General features: G+C 56.2%; 13 protein-coding genes. 4 read left to right on the forward strand and 9 right to left on the reverse strand.

Features of this window, described 5'->3' with window-relative positions:
• Positions 1 to 246: 246 nt before the first annotated feature.
• Genes H5U02_09195 through H5U02_09205 form a run of 3 tightly spaced genes read right to left on the reverse strand, consistent with a single transcriptional unit; the run spans position 247 to position 4,796 of the window.
• Complete coding sequence (locus tag H5U02_09195; protein ID MBC7342603.1) at positions 247 to 1,446, reverse strand: hypothetical protein; 1,200 nt, start codon at positions 1,444 to 1,446, stop codon at positions 247 to 249.
• On the reverse strand, positions 1,443 to 3,644 hold the full coding sequence (locus H5U02_09200) for a S8 family serine peptidase (GenBank protein ID MBC7342604.1): 2,202 nt from the start codon (positions 3,642 to 3,644) through the stop codon (positions 1,443 to 1,445). The genes H5U02_09195 and H5U02_09200 overlap by 4 nt, the downstream gene beginning before the upstream one ends.
• A 48-nt stretch (positions 3,645 to 3,692) precedes the next feature.
• Complete coding sequence (locus tag H5U02_09205; protein MBC7342605.1) at positions 3,693 to 4,796, reverse strand: undecaprenyl/decaprenyl-phosphate alpha-N-acetylglucosaminyl 1-phosphate transferase; 1,104 nt, start codon at positions 4,794 to 4,796, stop codon at positions 3,693 to 3,695.
• A 337-nt stretch (positions 4,797 to 5,133) separates the two neighbouring features.
• Between H5U02_09205 and H5U02_09210 the strand changes: the two genes are divergently transcribed.
• Positions 5,134 to 7,299: an acetate--CoA ligase family protein gene (locus tag H5U02_09210; protein MBC7342606.1), complete on the forward strand. Its 2,166-nt coding sequence runs from the start codon at positions 5,134 to 5,136 to the stop codon at positions 7,297 to 7,299.
• Between the two features lie 143 nt (positions 7,300 to 7,442).
• On the opposite strand, the gene H5U02_09215 is transcribed toward H5U02_09210, so the two are convergent.
• The 6 genes from H5U02_09215 to H5U02_09240 form a co-directional block, all read right to left on the reverse strand.
• A complete protein-coding gene (locus tag H5U02_09215; GenBank protein MBC7342607.1) occupies positions 7,443 to 8,501 on the reverse strand; it encodes a phosphotransacetylase family protein in 1,059 nt (352 codons plus the stop codon).
• A 34-nt stretch (positions 8,502 to 8,535) separates the two neighbouring features.
• Positions 8,536 to 10,644, reverse strand: a complete 2,109-nt coding sequence (locus tag H5U02_09220) for an acetate--CoA ligase (GenBank protein MBC7342608.1) — start codon at positions 10,642 to 10,644, stop codon at positions 8,536 to 8,538.
• Positions 10,645 to 10,961: 317 nt separating this feature from the next.
• Complete coding sequence (locus tag H5U02_09225; protein ID MBC7342609.1) at positions 10,962 to 11,405, reverse strand: Rrf2 family transcriptional regulator; 444 nt, start codon at positions 11,403 to 11,405, stop codon at positions 10,962 to 10,964.
• A gap of 107 nt (positions 11,406 to 11,512) precedes the next feature.
• Positions 11,513 to 12,439: a cysteine synthase A gene (gene cysK / locus H5U02_09230; GenBank protein ID MBC7342610.1), complete on the reverse strand. Its 927-nt coding sequence runs from the start codon at positions 12,437 to 12,439 to the stop codon at positions 11,513 to 11,515.
• A 104-nt stretch (positions 12,440 to 12,543) separates the two neighbouring features.
• Entirely contained in the window at positions 12,544 to 13,185 is a 642-nt protein-coding gene (locus H5U02_09235) for a corrinoid protein (GenBank protein ID MBC7342611.1), read from the reverse strand.
• Between the two features lie 85 nt (positions 13,186 to 13,270).
• Positions 13,271 to 14,605 (reverse strand): PocR ligand-binding domain-containing protein, encoded by a 1,335-nt coding sequence (locus H5U02_09240; protein MBC7342612.1) that lies wholly within the window; start codon positions 14,603 to 14,605, stop codon positions 13,271 to 13,273.
• A 298-nt stretch (positions 14,606 to 14,903) separates the two neighbouring features.
• Between H5U02_09240 and H5U02_09245 the strand changes: the two genes are divergently transcribed.
• From H5U02_09245 to H5U02_09255, 3 genes are all read left to right on the forward strand, one after another.
• Positions 14,904 to 15,542 (forward strand): corrinoid protein, encoded by a 639-nt coding sequence (locus H5U02_09245; protein ID MBC7342613.1) that lies wholly within the window; start codon positions 14,904 to 14,906, stop codon positions 15,540 to 15,542.
• Positions 15,543 to 16,760, forward strand: coding sequence for a hypothetical protein (locus H5U02_09250; GenBank protein ID MBC7342614.1), 1,218 nt, complete (start codon positions 15,543 to 15,545; stop codon positions 16,758 to 16,760). It abuts the gene before it with no gap.
• A 69-nt stretch (positions 16,761 to 16,829) separates the two neighbouring features.
• The coding region (locus H5U02_09255) for a tetrahydromethanopterin S-methyltransferase subunit H (GenBank protein MBC7342615.1) at positions 16,830 to 17,231 on the forward strand (402 nt) is incomplete at its 3' end.

Consider the following 17,231-nt stretch of genomic DNA (forward strand, 5'->3'; position numbering starts at 1 on the left):
CCAGCACCGTCTGGATCAGTACCTCTACATAGGGCATAGACTAGATCAGCTCCTTTTTCTTAAGGAAGTAAAGTAGCCATACCCCCAGCGCCAAGAAGGCTACAGTAAAAACGGCTTCCCAAGCTAGCTCCGGCAAAAAAATAACCCCCTCAAGACAAAGTCCTGACGGGGTTAGTATGGCACCAACACGGTTATATTATTGTCGATACCAACCAGACAAGAAGGTCGAATAAGCGTGGCCGCCGGTCACACGCCTATACGCAATTTAAGCTGGTTGCCGGTTTCCGCCCACGGCAAGGTGACTCGGCCCCGGCGGGCCCAATAAGTCTTGCCATTGATCTCTAACACGCAGGATACCGGAGTCAAGGTAGCCCGGTCCCAAATCTGGACCGTTAAGAAAGTAGGTCCAACCGAAGCCGGCCGAAGTTTCTGGGGAAGAACCTCGATCAGCTTTCCCGCCACCACCGCAGCACCCGGCCCGGAACCAATCTCTGGAGGTGGGCTAACCCCTTCCAGGGCCATCTGGAGCTGGTAATGGCTGGTCAGCCTGTCCCAGTTATTAAGCCCAGCTGAGGAATAAACCACCACTTCCCAAGTACCCGGCTCAGGCGCCGGAACCTGGAGCTCAATTTCTCCTTGGGCCTGCTGGCCCTGGGGAGCAAGGCCAATGAAATCGCTAACATATCGGTTAGAACCATCTGGCTTGTATAGCCAAAGCCTCACCCTCCCCAAGAAATTGCCGTTGGCATCCTGGGCAACCCTCATGGCAACCTTGAGCTTGGAAGCCCCGCCGTCCACCCGTAGGAAATACCGGTGCCAAGCCCCGGCGGGCAGCTCCTCCTGCAAGTCGACCCGGTAACCGTTATTGGGTGCCAAGTTCTCTGGACGAATGGCAGTAACCAAAAGTTCAATAGCCGCCTCTTTTTCTCCCGGCAGAGTGCCTAGAATGCGGCCGCTGTAAAGGCCGGAACTATCTGGAACTTGGTAGTCCAAGGGAAGCATCCTGGTTCCCCGGGCAGGAATGGCAGTGCTCTCAGCCCCAAGCTTAATCCAAGAAGCATCGGTAGACCAATTAATCACTCGGTTCTTAGATGACTGATTGCCGATAACGAAGGGTATGCTGCCAGGCAGGAAACTACGCGCGTACAAGCCCTTCCCTTCGCCGAAGTCTTGATTGTAGGTGCTGGCCGTAAGCCAATCCTCGGCACTAGCTGCTCCCGGGCTACCAAATGTTAATTCCACCATTTCCTCCCAGGCCCTTTCAATGTCAAGCAGGCCGCGGCCAGCCTCGGGAAGGGTCGCGTGGTCCACCGGCCTCGTGCCCCGCTCCAGCGCCAGGCGATAGACCGGCGCCGGAGGCCTTTGCCCCAGCCATTGAGCCGCTTGGCGCAAGACCGCAGCCGCTCCCGCCACTATGGGGGAAGCCACACTAGTCCCTTCAATCAAGCCATAATAGCTGCCACCGATCTGGTAGGAGCAATAGCAGCGCCAGGGGCCACCAGATCCGGAGCAAGGTGGCCATCTCGTCGCGGCCCCATGCCGCTGAAATACCAAAGGCCTTCCTGAGCAACCTGATAGCCGTATTGCTGGGCGTATTGGGATGGAGAAATGTAAGCACCTACCCCCAAAATGCCATCACCGTCGCCTGGAGCCGTAACCGTACTGAGGCCAGGCCCCTGATTGCCGGAGGCAGCTATAAAGGTGGCACCATAATTGCTCTCCAGGCGCTGGGCTTCCTTAACCAAACTCTCGTCACCCCGGCCAGAGCTCTGGTAGCCGAAGCTTAGGTTTATCACCGAAGCGCCGTGGGCTACCGCATAGTCCATGGCCTCGATCAATAGGTCCACTGGAGCTTCGCCTTGGGGATTCATGGCTTTTATGACTAGGAGCTGCGCCCCCGGAGCCATTCCCTTAACCTCCCCATTGGCGGCCGCCAATCCAGCTAAGGCAGTGCCATGGCCGTTAACATCAAAACTCAACTTAACAAAGTTGCCGCCCGGGTCCAAGCTGCTAGCTACTACCCCTAAGCCTGGTCCCCCGTTTAGGCTCAAGATTTTCCCGGCCGACCTATCTTGCCGAAAGCAGTGGAAGGGCTCATCATCAGTTAGGTTGCCGTTGCCATTGCCATCCAAGTAAACGGTATCGTAACGGCCCGGGGTGTTGCTATCCGTCAATAGCACCAGAAAGCGATCGGATGCGCTTTGGTTGCCGTTCAGATCCGTACCGCTGTCGCCAACCTGGCTCTCCTCTAGGAAACCATAATGGTAAGTGCCACTCCGGGAAGGGATGCCACCCACCTGGTAGCTTTCGCCGTCGTACCAGATGACCCCGGAGCTGGCCGGCGCGGTAGCAAAGGTATCCACCATCCCTTCATCGGTCATATCAACCCAATCCAGGATTTTGGGCTGGCCATCGGAAGTACGTTGCAGGTCAGGGTGCAAGGGGTCAACCCCGGTGTCGATGATAGCGATTACCTGGCCCCGGCCATCTACCCCCAATTGCTGGCTGAAAGCATCAACACCAATTTCCTGGCGAATTAAATTCAGGCTGGCTTGGGCTTCTAAGGCCGTAGCCTGCCCCCCATCCGCCTGCTGAATCTTAGCTATTTGGCGGCCGTCGTCGCGGCTTTTGGGCTTGTCTTTGGTTAGCCCCTGTCCCTGAGCCAGGGCGTCTAGCCAACCTGGTGACCCCCACCGAGAATAGAGGCTCAAATCCGCTACCGAGCCCAGCTGGCCCTCTCCTATCTGTAACACTTGTATCCGGCCGCTAGGATTTAAAATGGCATAGGCCAAGCCCTGGGCCTGGCTATAATACTGGGGCCAGGAAACCGCCTGCCCGCCAACAAATACCTCAGCATTGGAAGCTAAACGTAAGTTGAGGGTGGCATTACCGGAGCGAAGCGTAAGCGATCCGTCAGGCTGGACTGACTGTATCTGGCCAAATAGATCATAAGCCTCCCCCCGTTCCTTGAGGAAACGAAACAGAAAAGCTGCCGTCTGGGCCCGGGTGGCAGTCTGGTCGGGCCGGAAAGTCCCATCCCCCCACCCTTTAACGATGTCCCGCTGAGAAGCTATATAAATGGGCTCCGCCGCCCAGTCCTGGGGCGGCACATCCTGGAAAACCTGGGGAACTCCCCCGCTCCCGGCGTATTTTGCGCCCAACGCCCGAACGATCATGGCCGCCATTTCATTGCGGCGGATGGGATTTTCCGGGCGAAAATTCCCATCCAGGAAACCCTTGATAATGCCTATCTCCTGGGCGATCCGGATATCGCCGGCAAAGACATGGCCGGCCGCCACATCAGTAAAACCTCCCGAAAAACCGGCCTGCTGAAGCTTTTGAGCCTCATCTTCCATGCCCAAGACTCGCACCAAATAGCTGGCAAATTGCCCCCGGGTAACATTGTCCTCGGGGCGAAAGCTGCCGTCAGTGAAACCCTTGATTATTCCCCGAGCCGCCAGCGCGGAAATGTCCCGAGCCGCCCAATGTCCCTGGGTATCGCTAAAGGCCCATGCTACCGGGGTTGGCCCAAGGCCGACGACCATTAGAATGGCCAATACCATTAAGACAAAAATTGGCAGCTGCGTCGCTTTGGGTTGCAGCTGCCTTAACTTAGCTCCCAAGTAATGGCCCAGGTTACTCAAATCCACCCTTCCTTTACACCCCTATATTTGTCTATCGACACAGTCCTGCTAGAACTTCGCTTGGCCACTCGAGCGAGAAACGGTGGGTGGCCCTGCCTGTACACCCCGGCGACTCCCCTCTCGCTGTTTTGACCGCGCCAATTTTCGGCCCCGACTTACTAGCCAATCGATACCAGCCACCCCGGCCGCGGCCAAGACCACCAAGAGGATCACGCTTTGGGCAGTAGTCATGAATACCAACATCACTGCGCTTATGCCCAAGCACAGATCCAGCCCGTACATCACCCAAACCGCTCGCCGGTAGGGCAGCCCCAAGTCCAGCAAGCGGTGGTGTAGGTGACCCTTGTCAGCTTGAAATACCGGGCGGTGGGCCCGGAGCCGGCGTACGATGGCCAGGAAGGTGTCCAAAATGGGCATTCCCAGGATAACTACCGGAACTAAAAGGGAAATGATGGTAGCGCTCTTAGTCAACCCCATGGCCGCTAGGGCGGCCAAGTTGAAACCCAAAAACATGGAGCCGCTATCCCCAAGAAAGATCTGGGCCGGGTGCAAGTTGTACCTTAAGAAACCCAAGGTCCCGGCCGCCAGGATCATCGCCAGCATAGCTACCTCCGCCTGGCCCTTGAGCCAAGCCACCACGGCAATAGTGATGGCCGCTATGGCTGCCGTCCCTCCGGCCAGCCCATCCATGCCATCGATAAGGTTCAAGGCATTGGTGATGCCTACAATCCAGAGTATGGTCACCGGAATGGCCCATTCGCCTAGCACCAACAGCCCGTCGAAGGGGTTGCTAAGAAACTCCACCCGGACATTGAAAAGGACCAGCACCAACGCGGCTGCTACCTGACCCAGCAACTTTATCCAGGGGTTGAGCCCCCAGCGGTCATCAATGATGCCCAGGACTAGGACTAGACCTCCCCCTAAAAGCAAGCCACTGAGCGGTAAGCTCAAGCTGGGTTGAACCATAATCAACCCACCCATAAAGCCAGCGTAAATAGCTAGCCCTCCAAACCTGGCGGTGGGGCGCTGGTGAATCTTTCTGCCTCCGGGGAGGTCCATCGCCCCCACCCGACAGGCCAACTTTTTAACCTGCGGAGTCACCGCCCAGGACAATATCAGCGCAATCAAGATGCCGAGCCAGACTCGGCCCATCCTACCGCCTCCTAAGGTCTCCTCAAAAACTCTTCACCTGCAGCCGCCCAGCAGTCAACCCTGCGCTCCCAAAGACCCGGTGAGGGCTTCCAGGCCGGCTTCTTCCGACTTCTAACCCCTTAGGGTTCGCCACTAGAGCCCAATCTCCTGCTGGTCCATGGAAAAGTGAAGGCTAAGTTAGGTAAACCACCTATTGGTATAGACGAGCTTGCGACCGGATCTGGTTCCCTCTAACCAGATATGTATTTTCGGAAAATAGCGACTAGCACAACCAGGAAGCAATTGTTATAATAGTGAGTGTAGTAGCAATGTTCTAGCATGGAAAGGAGGACAATAATTGGCGTATCCACTATCGGATGGAGCAGCAAATCCGTCCCCCTTGGATCCCGTCTTCAACCCCAAGTCAGTAGCCATAATCGGGGCTTCTGCCAATCCCATTAAGCCTAGCGGACAGCCACTTATCGCCCTTTTGAACAACGGTTATGCCGGCGAGGTCTATCCGGTCAATCCGAAGTACGATGAGCTGTTGGGGGTTAAGTGCTATCCTCGCATAAGCGATATCCCTGGCCCAGTAGACATGGCCATCATTGCGGTACCCGCCGCCATTACCATGCTAGCCCTAGAAGAGTGTGCCGCCAAAGGGGTCAAAGTAGCCGTCATTTTCACTTCTGGCTTCGCAGAGGTAGGCCAGGAAGGAGCCACCGTCCAGCAACAGATGGCCGCATTGGCAAAAAGAAGCGGGATGCGCATCGTCGGCCCCAATTGTATGGGCCTGGTCAACAATCTCAACAATTTGATGGCCACATTTTTCCTACTCAAGCTACCCACAGCGCCAGTGATCCCTAACGTTCTCGGCTTTGTATCTCAAAGCGGCGGCTTCGGGTCTCTGATCTATTTCCTGGTAGAAGAAGCTGGGTTAGGCTTCACCTACTACGTCAGTAGCGGCAATGAAGCCGACCTCGATTTTTCTGATTACCTGGCTTATATGGCCCCCGATCCCAACGTCCGAGTGCTAGGCGGTTACTTAGAGGGAGTCAGAGATGGTAGGAAGCTCATGGCAGCAGCCGACCTGGCTTTGGCTCATGAAAAGCCAATTATGATTCTCAAGGCCGGTCGCAATCCCTCTGCCGCCCGAGCGGCTGCCTCTCACACCGGAGCTATGGTAGGCTCGGACCGGGTATATGATGCCTTTTTCCGGCAAAAAAACATCATTCGCACCGAAAGCATCGATGAGATGCTCATCGCCATCAACATAATTGCTTGCGGCCGCATCCCCAAAGGTCCCCGAGTGGGAATAATTTCCGCCTCGGGCGGGGGCGGGGTGGTTCTGGCCGACAAGTGCGAAAGCACCGGCCTGCAGGTTACCGGCCTCACCGCTGGCACCAGGCGAGCCTTGGATGCCATCCTCCCGCCTTTTGCCTCCAGCGCCAATCCGGTTGACATAACTTCCCAGTTCATGGTTCAGCAAGGTTTGCTCCTAGAGGCGGCCAAACAGGTGATCAATGATCCTAACGTTGATACCTTGATGCTCTTTTGTCGTCTATCCTCCGTGGACCAAGGCAATAGCAGCTTAGTAGACGAAGTAGTCCATCTCTACGAGCAAACCGATAAGCCTATGATTGCCATTACCTGGGGGGAAGACGAGGAGGCCCGGGAAACGGTCCGGATGCTCCGCGAGCATCGCATTCCGGCAGTACGAACCTCCGATTATGCCGTTTATGCCCTAGCCGATGTAGTCCAGTGGGCCAAACGGATGGCTGAATTTAAGGCCCGGCCCAAAGAAGAAAAGCCGGTCGGAAACTCAGGCCGGCTGCAAGTTGAAAGGCTGCTGGCGGCTTATCCCGCCAAGGCTCAACTCACCGAATCCCAATCCAAGGAAATCCTCAAAGCTTACGGCATTCCCGTCACCCGGGAGGAGCTAGCCACCACCCCCGAAGAAGCGGCTTTGGCCGCCACCCGGCTAGGCTTTCCAGTGGTCATGAAAATTGATTCCCCCGACATTCTGCATAAGACCGATGCTGGCGGGGTCAGGCTGGGCATTGGCTCGCCCGAGGAGGCTAAGCAAGCTTTCACCGAAATCGTTGCCAATGCCCGCAATTACAAGCCCGATGCCAATATCCGCGGCGTGCTGGTGCAGGAGATGCTGTCTGGGGCCACCGAAGTGATCGTAGGTATGAGCCGGGATCCAGTTTTCGGGCCGGTGGTAATGTTCGGGCTAGGTGGCATCCTGGTAGAAGTGTTGGAAGACGTGTGCTTGCGAGTAGCTCCACTGACCCGGGCAGAAGCAGCCGAGATGCTAGAAGAAATTCGGGGCAAGAAGGTGCTAGATGGGGTCAGAGGCCGGCCGCCGGTGGATAAGGAGGCTATCATAGATGTAATCGTTAGGCTTTCGCATTTGGTAGCCGACTTTCCCGATATTGCTGAAATGGATATTAACCCTCTTCTGGTGTTCCCCCAGGGTCAAGGGGCTAAGGCGGCAGATGCCTTAATAGTCAAAGCTTAAGCAAGAAGCCAGGACCGGACTTAAAAACCGGGGGCTATCCCAAAAAAGATTCGGGATAGCCCCGGTATATTACCCCTGTCCTCCATCGCCGCTACCCATGCTCCCTAGGGGCATGGACCCGGACAAAGGCGATCGCCGCCGATCTACTTGCCACCCACCCAGTTTACTATCGCCCGCCAATCGAGGTGCTCTTCCACCTCGCATTTGGCCATGTTGATAGCCGCCTCGTCACCAGGGTGGATCCGGCGGCGCACATCCCGCAATTGCTCAATGGTAGAGTAGGTATCCTGATAGACCAGGAACACGGGCACTCTCTTCTCCTCAGCCCGGGTCAGCACTGAGACATCCGGGTAAAGGCCACCAGTCAGGATCAGCACCGAAGTGTTGGTCTCCAGGGCAGCCATGGCAATATCGCTGCGATCGCCGCCGGTGATAACCGCTTTGTTGGGAGCCCGCCGGAAATACCTGAGAGCGCTCTCCAAGGTCATGGCTCCAATCACCAAATCTTCTACCACTCGACCCATGCCGTCGCCACCCACCAGTACCTCCGCACCCAAGGCTTCGCCTATTTCGCCAACTGTAGGCGAGGTGACTTCGGGGCGCTCGGGCACGATCCCTAATACTCGGTAACCCATGCGTTCCATTACCGGGCGGTAGATCCCTTCCGCCTTGCTCAAAAGCTGCCTGGGTACCAAGTTAAATACGGTGCCCAGAACTTCTACCCCCCGGGCAGCCAAGAGTTGGTTGAAGGCCAGGGTCTGATCCAGGCTGTAGTCGTTCTCAATCTGAGAAGTAAAGACTACCCCGGAGCCAAACTCCTTGGCCAAGGTGATGTCATCGGTGCCTATGGCCATGGTGATAAACGGGGCAGCTGAACCACCCACCAATACCACGTCGGCTTCGGAAGCCACCTGGTTAAAAGCCTCCTTGACCCGCTCTAGCCGATCAGCCACCTGGTGCAAGCTGGACAGGTAGAGGGGCCCGGCAGTGAGCGGAGTGATATCCTCCAGGCACTGGTTCATGTTCAGGACTTCCCGCATCAGTACGGCACTTTCCCCCCGGTGGCGCGCCGGAATCGGGGGAGCACCGGTGGGTTTGAAATAACTTACCCGGAAGCCCTCCTCCCGGAGCTTGAGGGCTAAGCCCAGGGCCAGAGCAGTCTTCCCGCTACCACTCATTCCCATGATATAGAGGCTCCGCACAGTTAACACCTCGCACTGCAGGATTGGCAGCGAGCTACAGCTCGCTCAAGGTTACCTTAACGTCCAGGGCCGAAACTCCTTCTTCGTAGGCAAAGATGGGGTTGATCTCCATTTCCGCAATCTCCGGATAGTCCAGGGCCAGCCGCGCCATCCGGGCAATTACATCCACCAGGGCGTTGATGTCATAGGGCTTAGCGCCCCGGTAGCCCCTAAGGAGCGTGTAGGCCTTGGTTTCCTTTAGCATCTCCTGAATCTCATCCCGCGACAGCCCGTTGGCCAGCCGGAAGGAAACATCTTTCAGCAGGTTGACGTAGATGCCGCCCAAACCAAAAGCCATCAAGGGGCCGAACTGAACATCTCTGGTCATGCCGATGATGAGCTCAAGGCCTTGCGGCATCATCTTCTGCACCTCTACGCCGTAGACGGGGCTGTCCGGCATCAGCCGATGCACGCTCTCCATGATCTCTTCAAAGCCGCGATGGACGTCTTCCGGCGTCTTAAGCCCCACCTTGACTCCACCGACGTCAGTTTTGTGGAGGATCTTGGGCGAAGCTACCTTGAGCACTACCGGGTAACCCATCTTCTCGGCCAGCTCCTGGGCCTCGTCAGCAGTGGTAGCCAGGTAGATGGGGGCGGCAGGAATACCGTAGATGCGGGCCAGCATGGCCGCTTCGCTCCCCAAGAGCACCACCCGGCGGTCGCGGCGGACGTCGTAGAACAGGGCCTTGATCTCTTTGGCGTCTACCCCTTCCGGCCGCTCCACCGGCTCGACTTCCAGGCGCTTCCTGGCCTCGGCATAGGCTGCCATGCCCGCTACCGCCTGCACCGCCGTCTCCGGGAAGGTGTAGCAGGGAATGCCGGCGTCGGTGAGGATCTTCTCCCCCTCGGCCAAGCTTTCCCCGCCCATGTAGGCGGTAAAGATGGGCTTATCGGGGAACTCTTTTCTAGCCTCGATCACCACCTTGGCCGTGTTCACCGGATCGGTAACCGCCGTGGGGCACAGTAGCACTATAGCGCTATCCACCGAAGGGTCCTTTAGGGCCTGAGTCAGGGCTAGCTGGTAGCGGTCAGCCTTGGCGTCGCCCAGGACATCGATGGGGTTGTAAATGGCCGATTCGGCCGGCAGGTTCTGGCGCAGCGCCTCCAGGGTCTCCTTGGACAGCTTGGCCGTCTCAAGCTTTTTGGCCTCGATGGCATCGGTAGCCACGATGCCCGGCCCACCCGAGTTGGTCACTACTACTACTCGCCTTCCCTGCGGCACTGGCTGAGAAGCAAAGGCCGAGCCCAGCTCGAACAGCTCGCTCATGGAGCGAGCGCGGATAACCCCGCACTGCTTGAAGGCTGTATCGTAGGCCAGGTCGCTGCCGGCCAAGGCGCCGGTATGGGAAGATGCCGCCCGGGCGCCAGCCTGGCTTACACCGGACTTCAGCACCACGATGGGTTTCTTCTTGCTAACTTCCCGCGCCACCTTAAGGAAGCGCTCGCCGTTGGTCACGTCCTCGAGATAGCACAAAATGACCCTGGTATTAGGATCATCGGCCGAGATCTCGATGAAATCGGCTTCATCCAGATCGGCCTTGTTGCCTAAACTAATGAACCGGGAAAACCCTATCCCTACCGAGCGGCTCCAGTCCAGAATGGCCGCCACCATGGCGCCGCTTTGGGAAATAAAAGCGATATTGCCCTGGTGGGGAAAACCCTGGGCAAAGGAGGTATCCAAGGGGGTGTGGGTGTCCATGGCCCCTACGCAGTTGGGCCCCAGCACCCGCATGCCGTACCGGCGACTTACTTCCAAAAGCTGCCGCTCCCGTTCCTTGCCCTCGGGCCCAACTTCCTTGAACCCGGCCGTAATTACCACCAAAAACTTAACGCCCGCCTGGCCGCACTCTTCAGCTGCTTGCACGACCAGCCGGGCGGGAACCGCAATTACCGCCATATCGATGGGCTGTTTAACCTGAGCAACGCTGGGATAACAAGGCAACCCCAGAATCTCCGTCTCTTTGGGGTTGATGGGATAGATGGTGCCTGGGTAACCGGTTTCCAAAAGGTTGTTGACGATGGCGTAACCAATCTTGCCAGGCGTTTTGGAGGCCCCGATAACCGCCACCGCATTGGGATTGAAGAACGTCCGCAAATCAGGCATAGGCCGCACCCTCTTCCCATAAGGAAAGTTTGAGCGTTGAAGCTCCGCTTCTGCCTCTGACAACTGAACCGCCAAAACTCATCCCCCTGCCTTTCTCCGGCTTCCTAACTCAATAAATACTCCAGGCAGGGAATACTGGGTAGTTCGACCTCAGCTTTAAAATCCCCTGCCTTAAGCCTAATTATTTGATCTATGCACTCCTGGATACATTAAGGCCCTTGTTCTTTAAGTACAGCAGTACTAGTTCATTTTAGATCGGGGTTTCGGCCTTGACAACCCTTGCGCCTAAAGGCAAAAAAGGGTGAAAATAAGGGTAGTCAGGAAAGTTCTGATGATTGGCCTCGGTAGTAGCTACACATGTCTTCCAAGGTGATGGATTCTAGAGTCTTGTTGATGCTATCCCGCAGGCGCAGCCACACCAGGTGGGCCACGCAGTTTTCGGCGTACTTACAAATCTCACCTTCGTCCTCGCGGACGCAATCTACCGGCGCTACCGGCCCCTCCAGGGCCCGGATGATGTCGGCCACGGTTATCTGGCTAGCCGGCCGAGCCAGAACATAGCCCCCCTGGGCCCCGCGCACGCTGCGCACTAGGCCATGATGGCGTAAAGGGGCAAATAGCTGTTCTAGGTAAGCCTCGGATATCCTCTGACGCTCACTGATCTCCCGCAAGGATACCGGGCGATTACCCTTACTACCCTGGTGAACCGCCAAATCAAACAGCGCTCGTAGCCCGTAGCGCCCCTTGGTTGAAATCCTCATGTAATCCTTTCGCTGCCTCCTCTGACACCAGAGAGCCTACCGCCCCTAGGCCTAGGCGCCACCTGCTAGCTCTGGTTTGCCCCCACTCGTATAGCCTGCCTCGGGGGTTACTCCTCGGAGAAAAGCTCAGTGCTGAGATAGCGCTCGCCAGTGTCGGGCAAGATCACTACAATCAGTTTGCCCCGGTTTTCTGGCCTTCTGGCCACCTGCAGGGCCACATAGGTGGCCGCTCCTGAAGATATTCCCACCAACAGGCCTTCCTCTCGAGCTAGGCGCCTGGCCATATCCAAAGCCTCTTGGTCAGCTACTTGAAGGACTTCATCCACGGCGTCCTGGTTAAATACCTTGGGAACAAAGCCAGCGCCAATCCCCTGAATCTTATGGGGACCAGGACGACCACCGGAGAGAACCGGAGAGCCAGCTGGCTCCACCGCCACAGCCTGGAATTCAGGTTTACGGCGCTTGATTACCTCGGCAATCCCGCTAATAGTTCCCCCGGTCCCGACTCCGGCAACCACTATATCTACCCGGCCATCGGTGTCACGCCAGATCTCTTCTGCGGTGGTGCGCCGGTGGGCATCAGGGTTAGCCGGGTTTTCAAATTGCTGGGGAATAAAAGCGTTAGGCGTTTGTGCCGCCAACTCCTTAGCCCGGCGAACGGCTCCACCCATACCCTCGTTCGCAGGAGTCAAGACAATCTCGGCCCCAAAGGCACGGAGGAGCTTCCGCCGCTCCAGGCTCATGCTCTCCGGCATGGTCAGTATGAGCCGATACCCCTTAACCGCAGCCACCCAGGCTAGACCGATGCCGGTGTTGCCGCTGGTGGGCTCGATGATGACCGTATTTTGATTTATAAGGCCTTGCCTCTCAGCCACCTCGATCATGCTGAGGCTAATGCGGTCCTTGATGCTGCCACCGGGGTTAAAAGCTTCCACTTTGGCTACTACATCTGCCTCTAATCCAGCCGCTACCTTGTTCAGCCGAACTAGAGGCGTGTTCCCTATGAGTTGGGTAATGTCACTGGCGATCTTCATGGCAGCTTTCGCTCCAATCCCTAGTATTTTACTTACATTTAGTCTATGCCTCTACCTAGGCTATGTCAAGCGCCATAACCATTACCGCCATTCCGCCCGTTCCTTCAACCCATAATAGCCAGCGCCTTTTGAACAGCAACGTTGGCATCCACACCATAAGCATCAGCGCCGATGCTCTTAGCAAAACTAGGGGTAACTGGAAGGCCCCCTACCAGAACCTTGATTTGGCGACCGGCCGGTACCTTCCGAACCGCTTGTACCGCCTCGCGCATGTATGGCAAAGTTGTAGTCAGGGTAGCTGACAAAGCCAAAATGTTGGGCCTTTCCTTTTCCACCGCCTCCACAAAGCGACTGGCGGGGATGTCGACCCCAAGGTCCACCACTGCAAACCCTGCCCCTTGGAGCATGATGGCAACTACAGATTTGCCCAAGTCGTGGAGGTCGTAGTGAACTGTGCCGATGACCACCTTGCCACGGTTGCCTAAAAAGGAGTCCGCCAAAAACGGGCGCAAGAGCTTAATCCCCTTGGCCATCGCCCGCGAGGCCATAATCACCTCGGGGACATAGACGTCGTTGTCCCGAAACTGGCGGCCAACGACGCGCATGCCAGCCATTAAGCCTTCCTCAAGGATATCTCTTGGGGGTATCATGGCCTGCAAAGCTTTGGCTATCACCTCGTCAATGCCCCGAGGATCGCCATCAATTACTTTGTCAGCCACCTGCTTAAGCACTTCGGCCCTATCCATGGCAATCAGCACCTTCTCTAGCAGCGCACTTTTTTGTTGATCTCTCGGAAGTCTAAGGTTTTGTTACCCAATCCCTTCTTAATGCCTAAGTAGAAGTAGCCCGCCAGCGGCGCTGGTATTCTTTTGGGCTTACTCCTATGCGCTTCTTGAATATCCTGGAAAAATAGGCCGGATCCTGGTAGCCTACTCGCTCGCTCACCTGGGTAACGGTAAGGTCGGTCTTTTCAAGCAAGTTGCGGGCCACACCAAGGCGCACGTCAGTTAAATACTCAACGATGGTCAAGCCTAATTCTTCCTTGAAAAGGCGGCTGAGATAAAACGGACTGAGGTGCACCTCCTGAGCAACCTTATTGATATTTATCTCTTCAGAAAAGTGTTGCTCCAAGTAATCAGTAACCTGTTTGACTACGGCAAAGTTGGATCGGTCCCGACTTATGTAAATTGCATCCATGAGCCGATCAAAACTTTTCACCGTCCAATGATAGAGTCCCTCAGCATCCTCCGCCTGCCGTAATTCCTCCACCGCTTCCAGGTATAGCTCAAACAAACCTTCCCAAGGCGTCTGCGCCTGGACCCCGGCCCTGCCTACGCTAGTCAACAGCTCAATTAAGCGCGCCTTGGCCAGATTCAGATCATTGTTACCGTTTAGAAAGATGTCTCCTAGGATCTGATTGAGAATCTCTTTGGCCCCAGAGCGATTGCCCAGCCGGATTCGCCCTACCAACTCCCGCTCATTTTGAGGAGAAAGCCAATACCTGGCCGCCCGCCCTCGCCTGCCGTTTTCCCTACCAGATGTCACTGGAGCCAGTTCTTTCCCCAGTATCCGGCGGGCCAATTCCTGGACCTGGATGTTTTTCTGGCGCGCAATTTCCTCGGCCAAGCAGCCCCGCTCTTCCCAGAGCTTGCGTTGTTTCTGCAACATAGTTGCATCCGAGCCCATATGATAGCAAACTAGGCTGAAAAGCAGCTGGGAAGCTGCGCGTACCTGGTCAGTCCCGGCAAAGGGCACCTCATCCAGGGCTGAGCCTAGGCTGTCGGGGTCCAGCCTTAGGTCCGCCACCCTGGCCTGGACCTCTTCTCGAGCCTCGTCATCCAGTTCCCACATCCGTACTCGCCCTGCTATGGCCGACCCCATATATTCTTGGCCGCAGACCACCGGCGCCGCCCATTCCACCAGCCCCGCATGACAAACAAATACATAGGGCTGCCCCAAGTCCAAGGCCTGGCGCCCTGCCTGGTGCATCTGGTACTCACATCTAATTGCGCCTTCGGGTGTACCGCGAACCAGTCGGCAGAAGCTGGTTCTCACCGTTTCACCACCCAGCACCGCTCGCCCAGATCCGCCGTTACCGGCTGGCAGTGGCAATAGCTCCCCGTCCAACCCCGTCGCTGCCATATAAAGGTCCATGACGTAGCCCAATGATGCTGGGTCCTTGAAATCAGCGGTTTTCTTGGGCTTGGCTCGGCCCTGCAAGTTTTTCTCGGGCAGATGTGATCCCTTCCCACAAGAAGTGCTTAAGCCTAATCTTCAAGGCTATATTTCGATTTTTCTTCAGCACACTCCTGCCTCATCACTTTGTCCAACCAAGACACAACAAAATAGTACAAATAATAGCAAAATAATTGGGAGGCTAAGCCATTGTCAATCCAGAATACAGCTTTTCAAAAAGGGCGACCAAACTCCGCCCCTATCGCCAATCAAGGAGGGATTGAAAGGCATGAGCGTAGCCAAGGAACTTCGGGAAACAGTAATCAATGGGTTAGCGGATGCCGCTGAAGCCAAAGCCCAAGCCGGCCTAGAACAAGGCTTAGCACCCCTGGAACTGGTAAACGGTAGCTTGGTGGCTGCCATGAATGAGGTAGCGAGGCTGTGGAGAGAAGGGGAGTATTTCCTGCCTGACGTAATTATGTCGGCCGAAGCTTTCAAGGCGGCCATGGCCGTGCTGGAACCCAAGCTTAGTGCTTCGGAATCTCAGCCTTTGGGCAAGGTGATTATCGGCGTGGTGGAGGGAGATATGCACGACCTAGGCAAGAATATAGTGGTAGCTTTACTGCGGGCCAATGGTTTTGAGGTAGTTGATCTGGGAGTAGATATACCTGTAGCTACCTTCATTGAGCAAGTCAGGCAGAACCGCCCCCAGATCCTGGGCCTAGGGGCCTACATGTCTACCACCATGCTGGCCATGGGCGAAGTGGTCGAGCAGCTTCGGAAGCAGGGTTTAAGAGACGAAGTCAAGGTAATGGTGGGCGGTGTACCGGTAAACCAGGATTTTGCTGATGAGATCGGAGCCGACGCCTGGGGTGCCGATGCTCTGGACGCGGTAGCCAAAGCCAAAGCTTTATTGGGGGTGAAGTAAATGAACCGGTGGATTAGAGGCGCCCAGGTTTTTGGTAACGCTTTGGCTGGCCAGCCCGAACGGGTTCCGGTGCTGGCCCAAATGCACGACCACGCCATGTTTCTGGCCGGACTTCCAGCCAGCCGGTTTTACACTGATCCGGTAGCCCTCATAGAGGTCGAGCTCTTAGCTACCGAGTACTACGACTTCGATGTACCTTTTCTGTTCTGGGACGTCTACAATATTGAAGCCGAAGCTATTGGCCAAAAACTGAAATTCCATCCTCGCAGCATGCCCGACATCGATCAGACCACCCCCTTAGTCAAAAACGAATCCGACTTGGATAAAGTAAAGCTCCTCAACCCAGGACAGGCCGGGCGCATGCCCCAGGTACTGGAAAGCTATGCCCTGCACCTGAAGTACAGTGGCTTGCCACCAGTGCTCCAGCTCTGCGCTCCTTTCAGCCTGGCCTGCGGCATCCGCAGCTACACCGGCCTTATCAGCGACATCAAGACCCGACCCGACTTTGCCCATGAGTTGCTGCGCCGCATCTGCGATGACGTGTTGCTGCCATGGCTAAAGGTGCAGTACGACGCTGTCCCCTCCACCACCAGCGTACAAGGTGCTGACGCCTGGGCCTCACCGCCGAACGTCAACCTGCGCATATTTGAGGAATTCGTGGAGCCATATATTTATCGCCTGGATGAAAAATTTGCCAATCCTAACTGCCGGGTTGGGGGCGTAGCTTACTGGGGGGAAAGCTACTTAAAGAACCCAGTAGACTTCATTGAGGCCAAGGTGCGGGTTTCCAAGAATACTCCTCTCGGCCTCTTGTGCCTAGATCCCGATGTGGAGCGAATTGGGGTACAGGTGCCAAAGGAGGTAGCTACTAAGCACTCGGTACCTCTGATACTGGGAATTAACGCCTTGCTCATCCGCAGCGGCCCCATAGAGGCCATTATCCAGCGGATAAAGGAATACATCGCCCAAGGGGCACCTGGGGGCAAGTTGGGTATCTTCCTCAACAGCCTTCCGGCCGACACGCCTCCGGAACATATCCACGCTGCGGTGGCGGCTATTCGCACCTTTGGCCGCTACCCACTAGCAAAGGACATGGATGCCCTGGAGGTCAAGATTCCGCCTAGAGAAAGCTTTGCCGAGTTCGTTCGCCGCAAACAACAAGACAACCCTGAAGGTTATACTTTCTCCTGGCTGGATGAGGCCCATTTAAAGGAATAGCCGCCCCAACCAAGCCAGCAGCACCAATCGGCCTAGGGCAAGGTTTACATTCCAGCTGAGGGTGGTCATATGTTTAAACTTAGCACTGAACAACATACAGCTGTGATTAACAACACTCACATTGGCGGTCAGCCGGGGGAGTGGCCTACCGTCCTTTGCGGGAGCATATTCTTTGCCGGCCACAAGATCGTCAAGGATCCTGAGGCGGGGATTTTCGATGAGCAGGCTGCCTTGGAGCTTCTTAAAACCGAAGGTAGACTCGCCGACGAATACGGTCTCGGGCGCATGGTGGACGTCATTGGCGAGACCGGAACCGCCTTAAAGAGCTACGTCAAGTTTGTCTTGGAGAACACCGATTGTCCCCTTTTGGTGGATTCTTCCTCGGTGAGGGCCCTCCTTGACGCTTTCCAGTACTTTGCTGGCAGCCAGGTCATGGAACGGCTAGTTTACAATTCTATCGACCCTCGGCAT

The sequence above is a fragment of the Clostridia bacterium genome, from assembly GCA_014360065.1.
GTDB lineage: Bacteria > Bacillota > DSM-521 > Neomoorellales > JACIYF01 > JACIYF01.

Excerpts from the sequence above, each read along its gene's own strand:
- H5U02_09245 (MBC7342613.1), top strand. The coding sequence starts at position 14,904 with ATGAGCGTAGCCAAGGAACTTCGGGAAACAGTAATCAATGGGTTAGCG.
- H5U02_09225 (MBC7342609.1), bottom strand. The coding sequence starts at position 11,405 with ATGAGGATTTCAACCAAGGGGCGCTACGGGCTACGAGCGCTGTTTGAT.
- H5U02_09250 (MBC7342614.1), top strand. The coding sequence starts at position 15,543 with ATGAACCGGTGGATTAGAGGCGCCCAGGTTTTTGGTAACGCTTTGGCT.
- cysK (MBC7342610.1), bottom strand. The coding sequence starts at position 12,439 with ATGAAGATCGCCAGTGACATTACCCAACTCATAGGGAACACGCCTCTA.
- H5U02_09205 (MBC7342605.1), bottom strand. The coding sequence starts at position 4,796 with ATGGGCCGAGTCTGGCTCGGCATCTTGATTGCGCTGATATTGTCCTGG.
- H5U02_09220 (MBC7342608.1), bottom strand. The coding sequence starts at position 10,644 with ATGCCTGATTTGCGGACGTTCTTCAATCCCAATGCGGTGGCGGTTATC.
- H5U02_09235 (MBC7342611.1), bottom strand. The coding sequence starts at position 13,185 with ATGGATAGGGCCGAAGTGCTTAAGCAGGTGGCTGACAAAGTAATTGAT.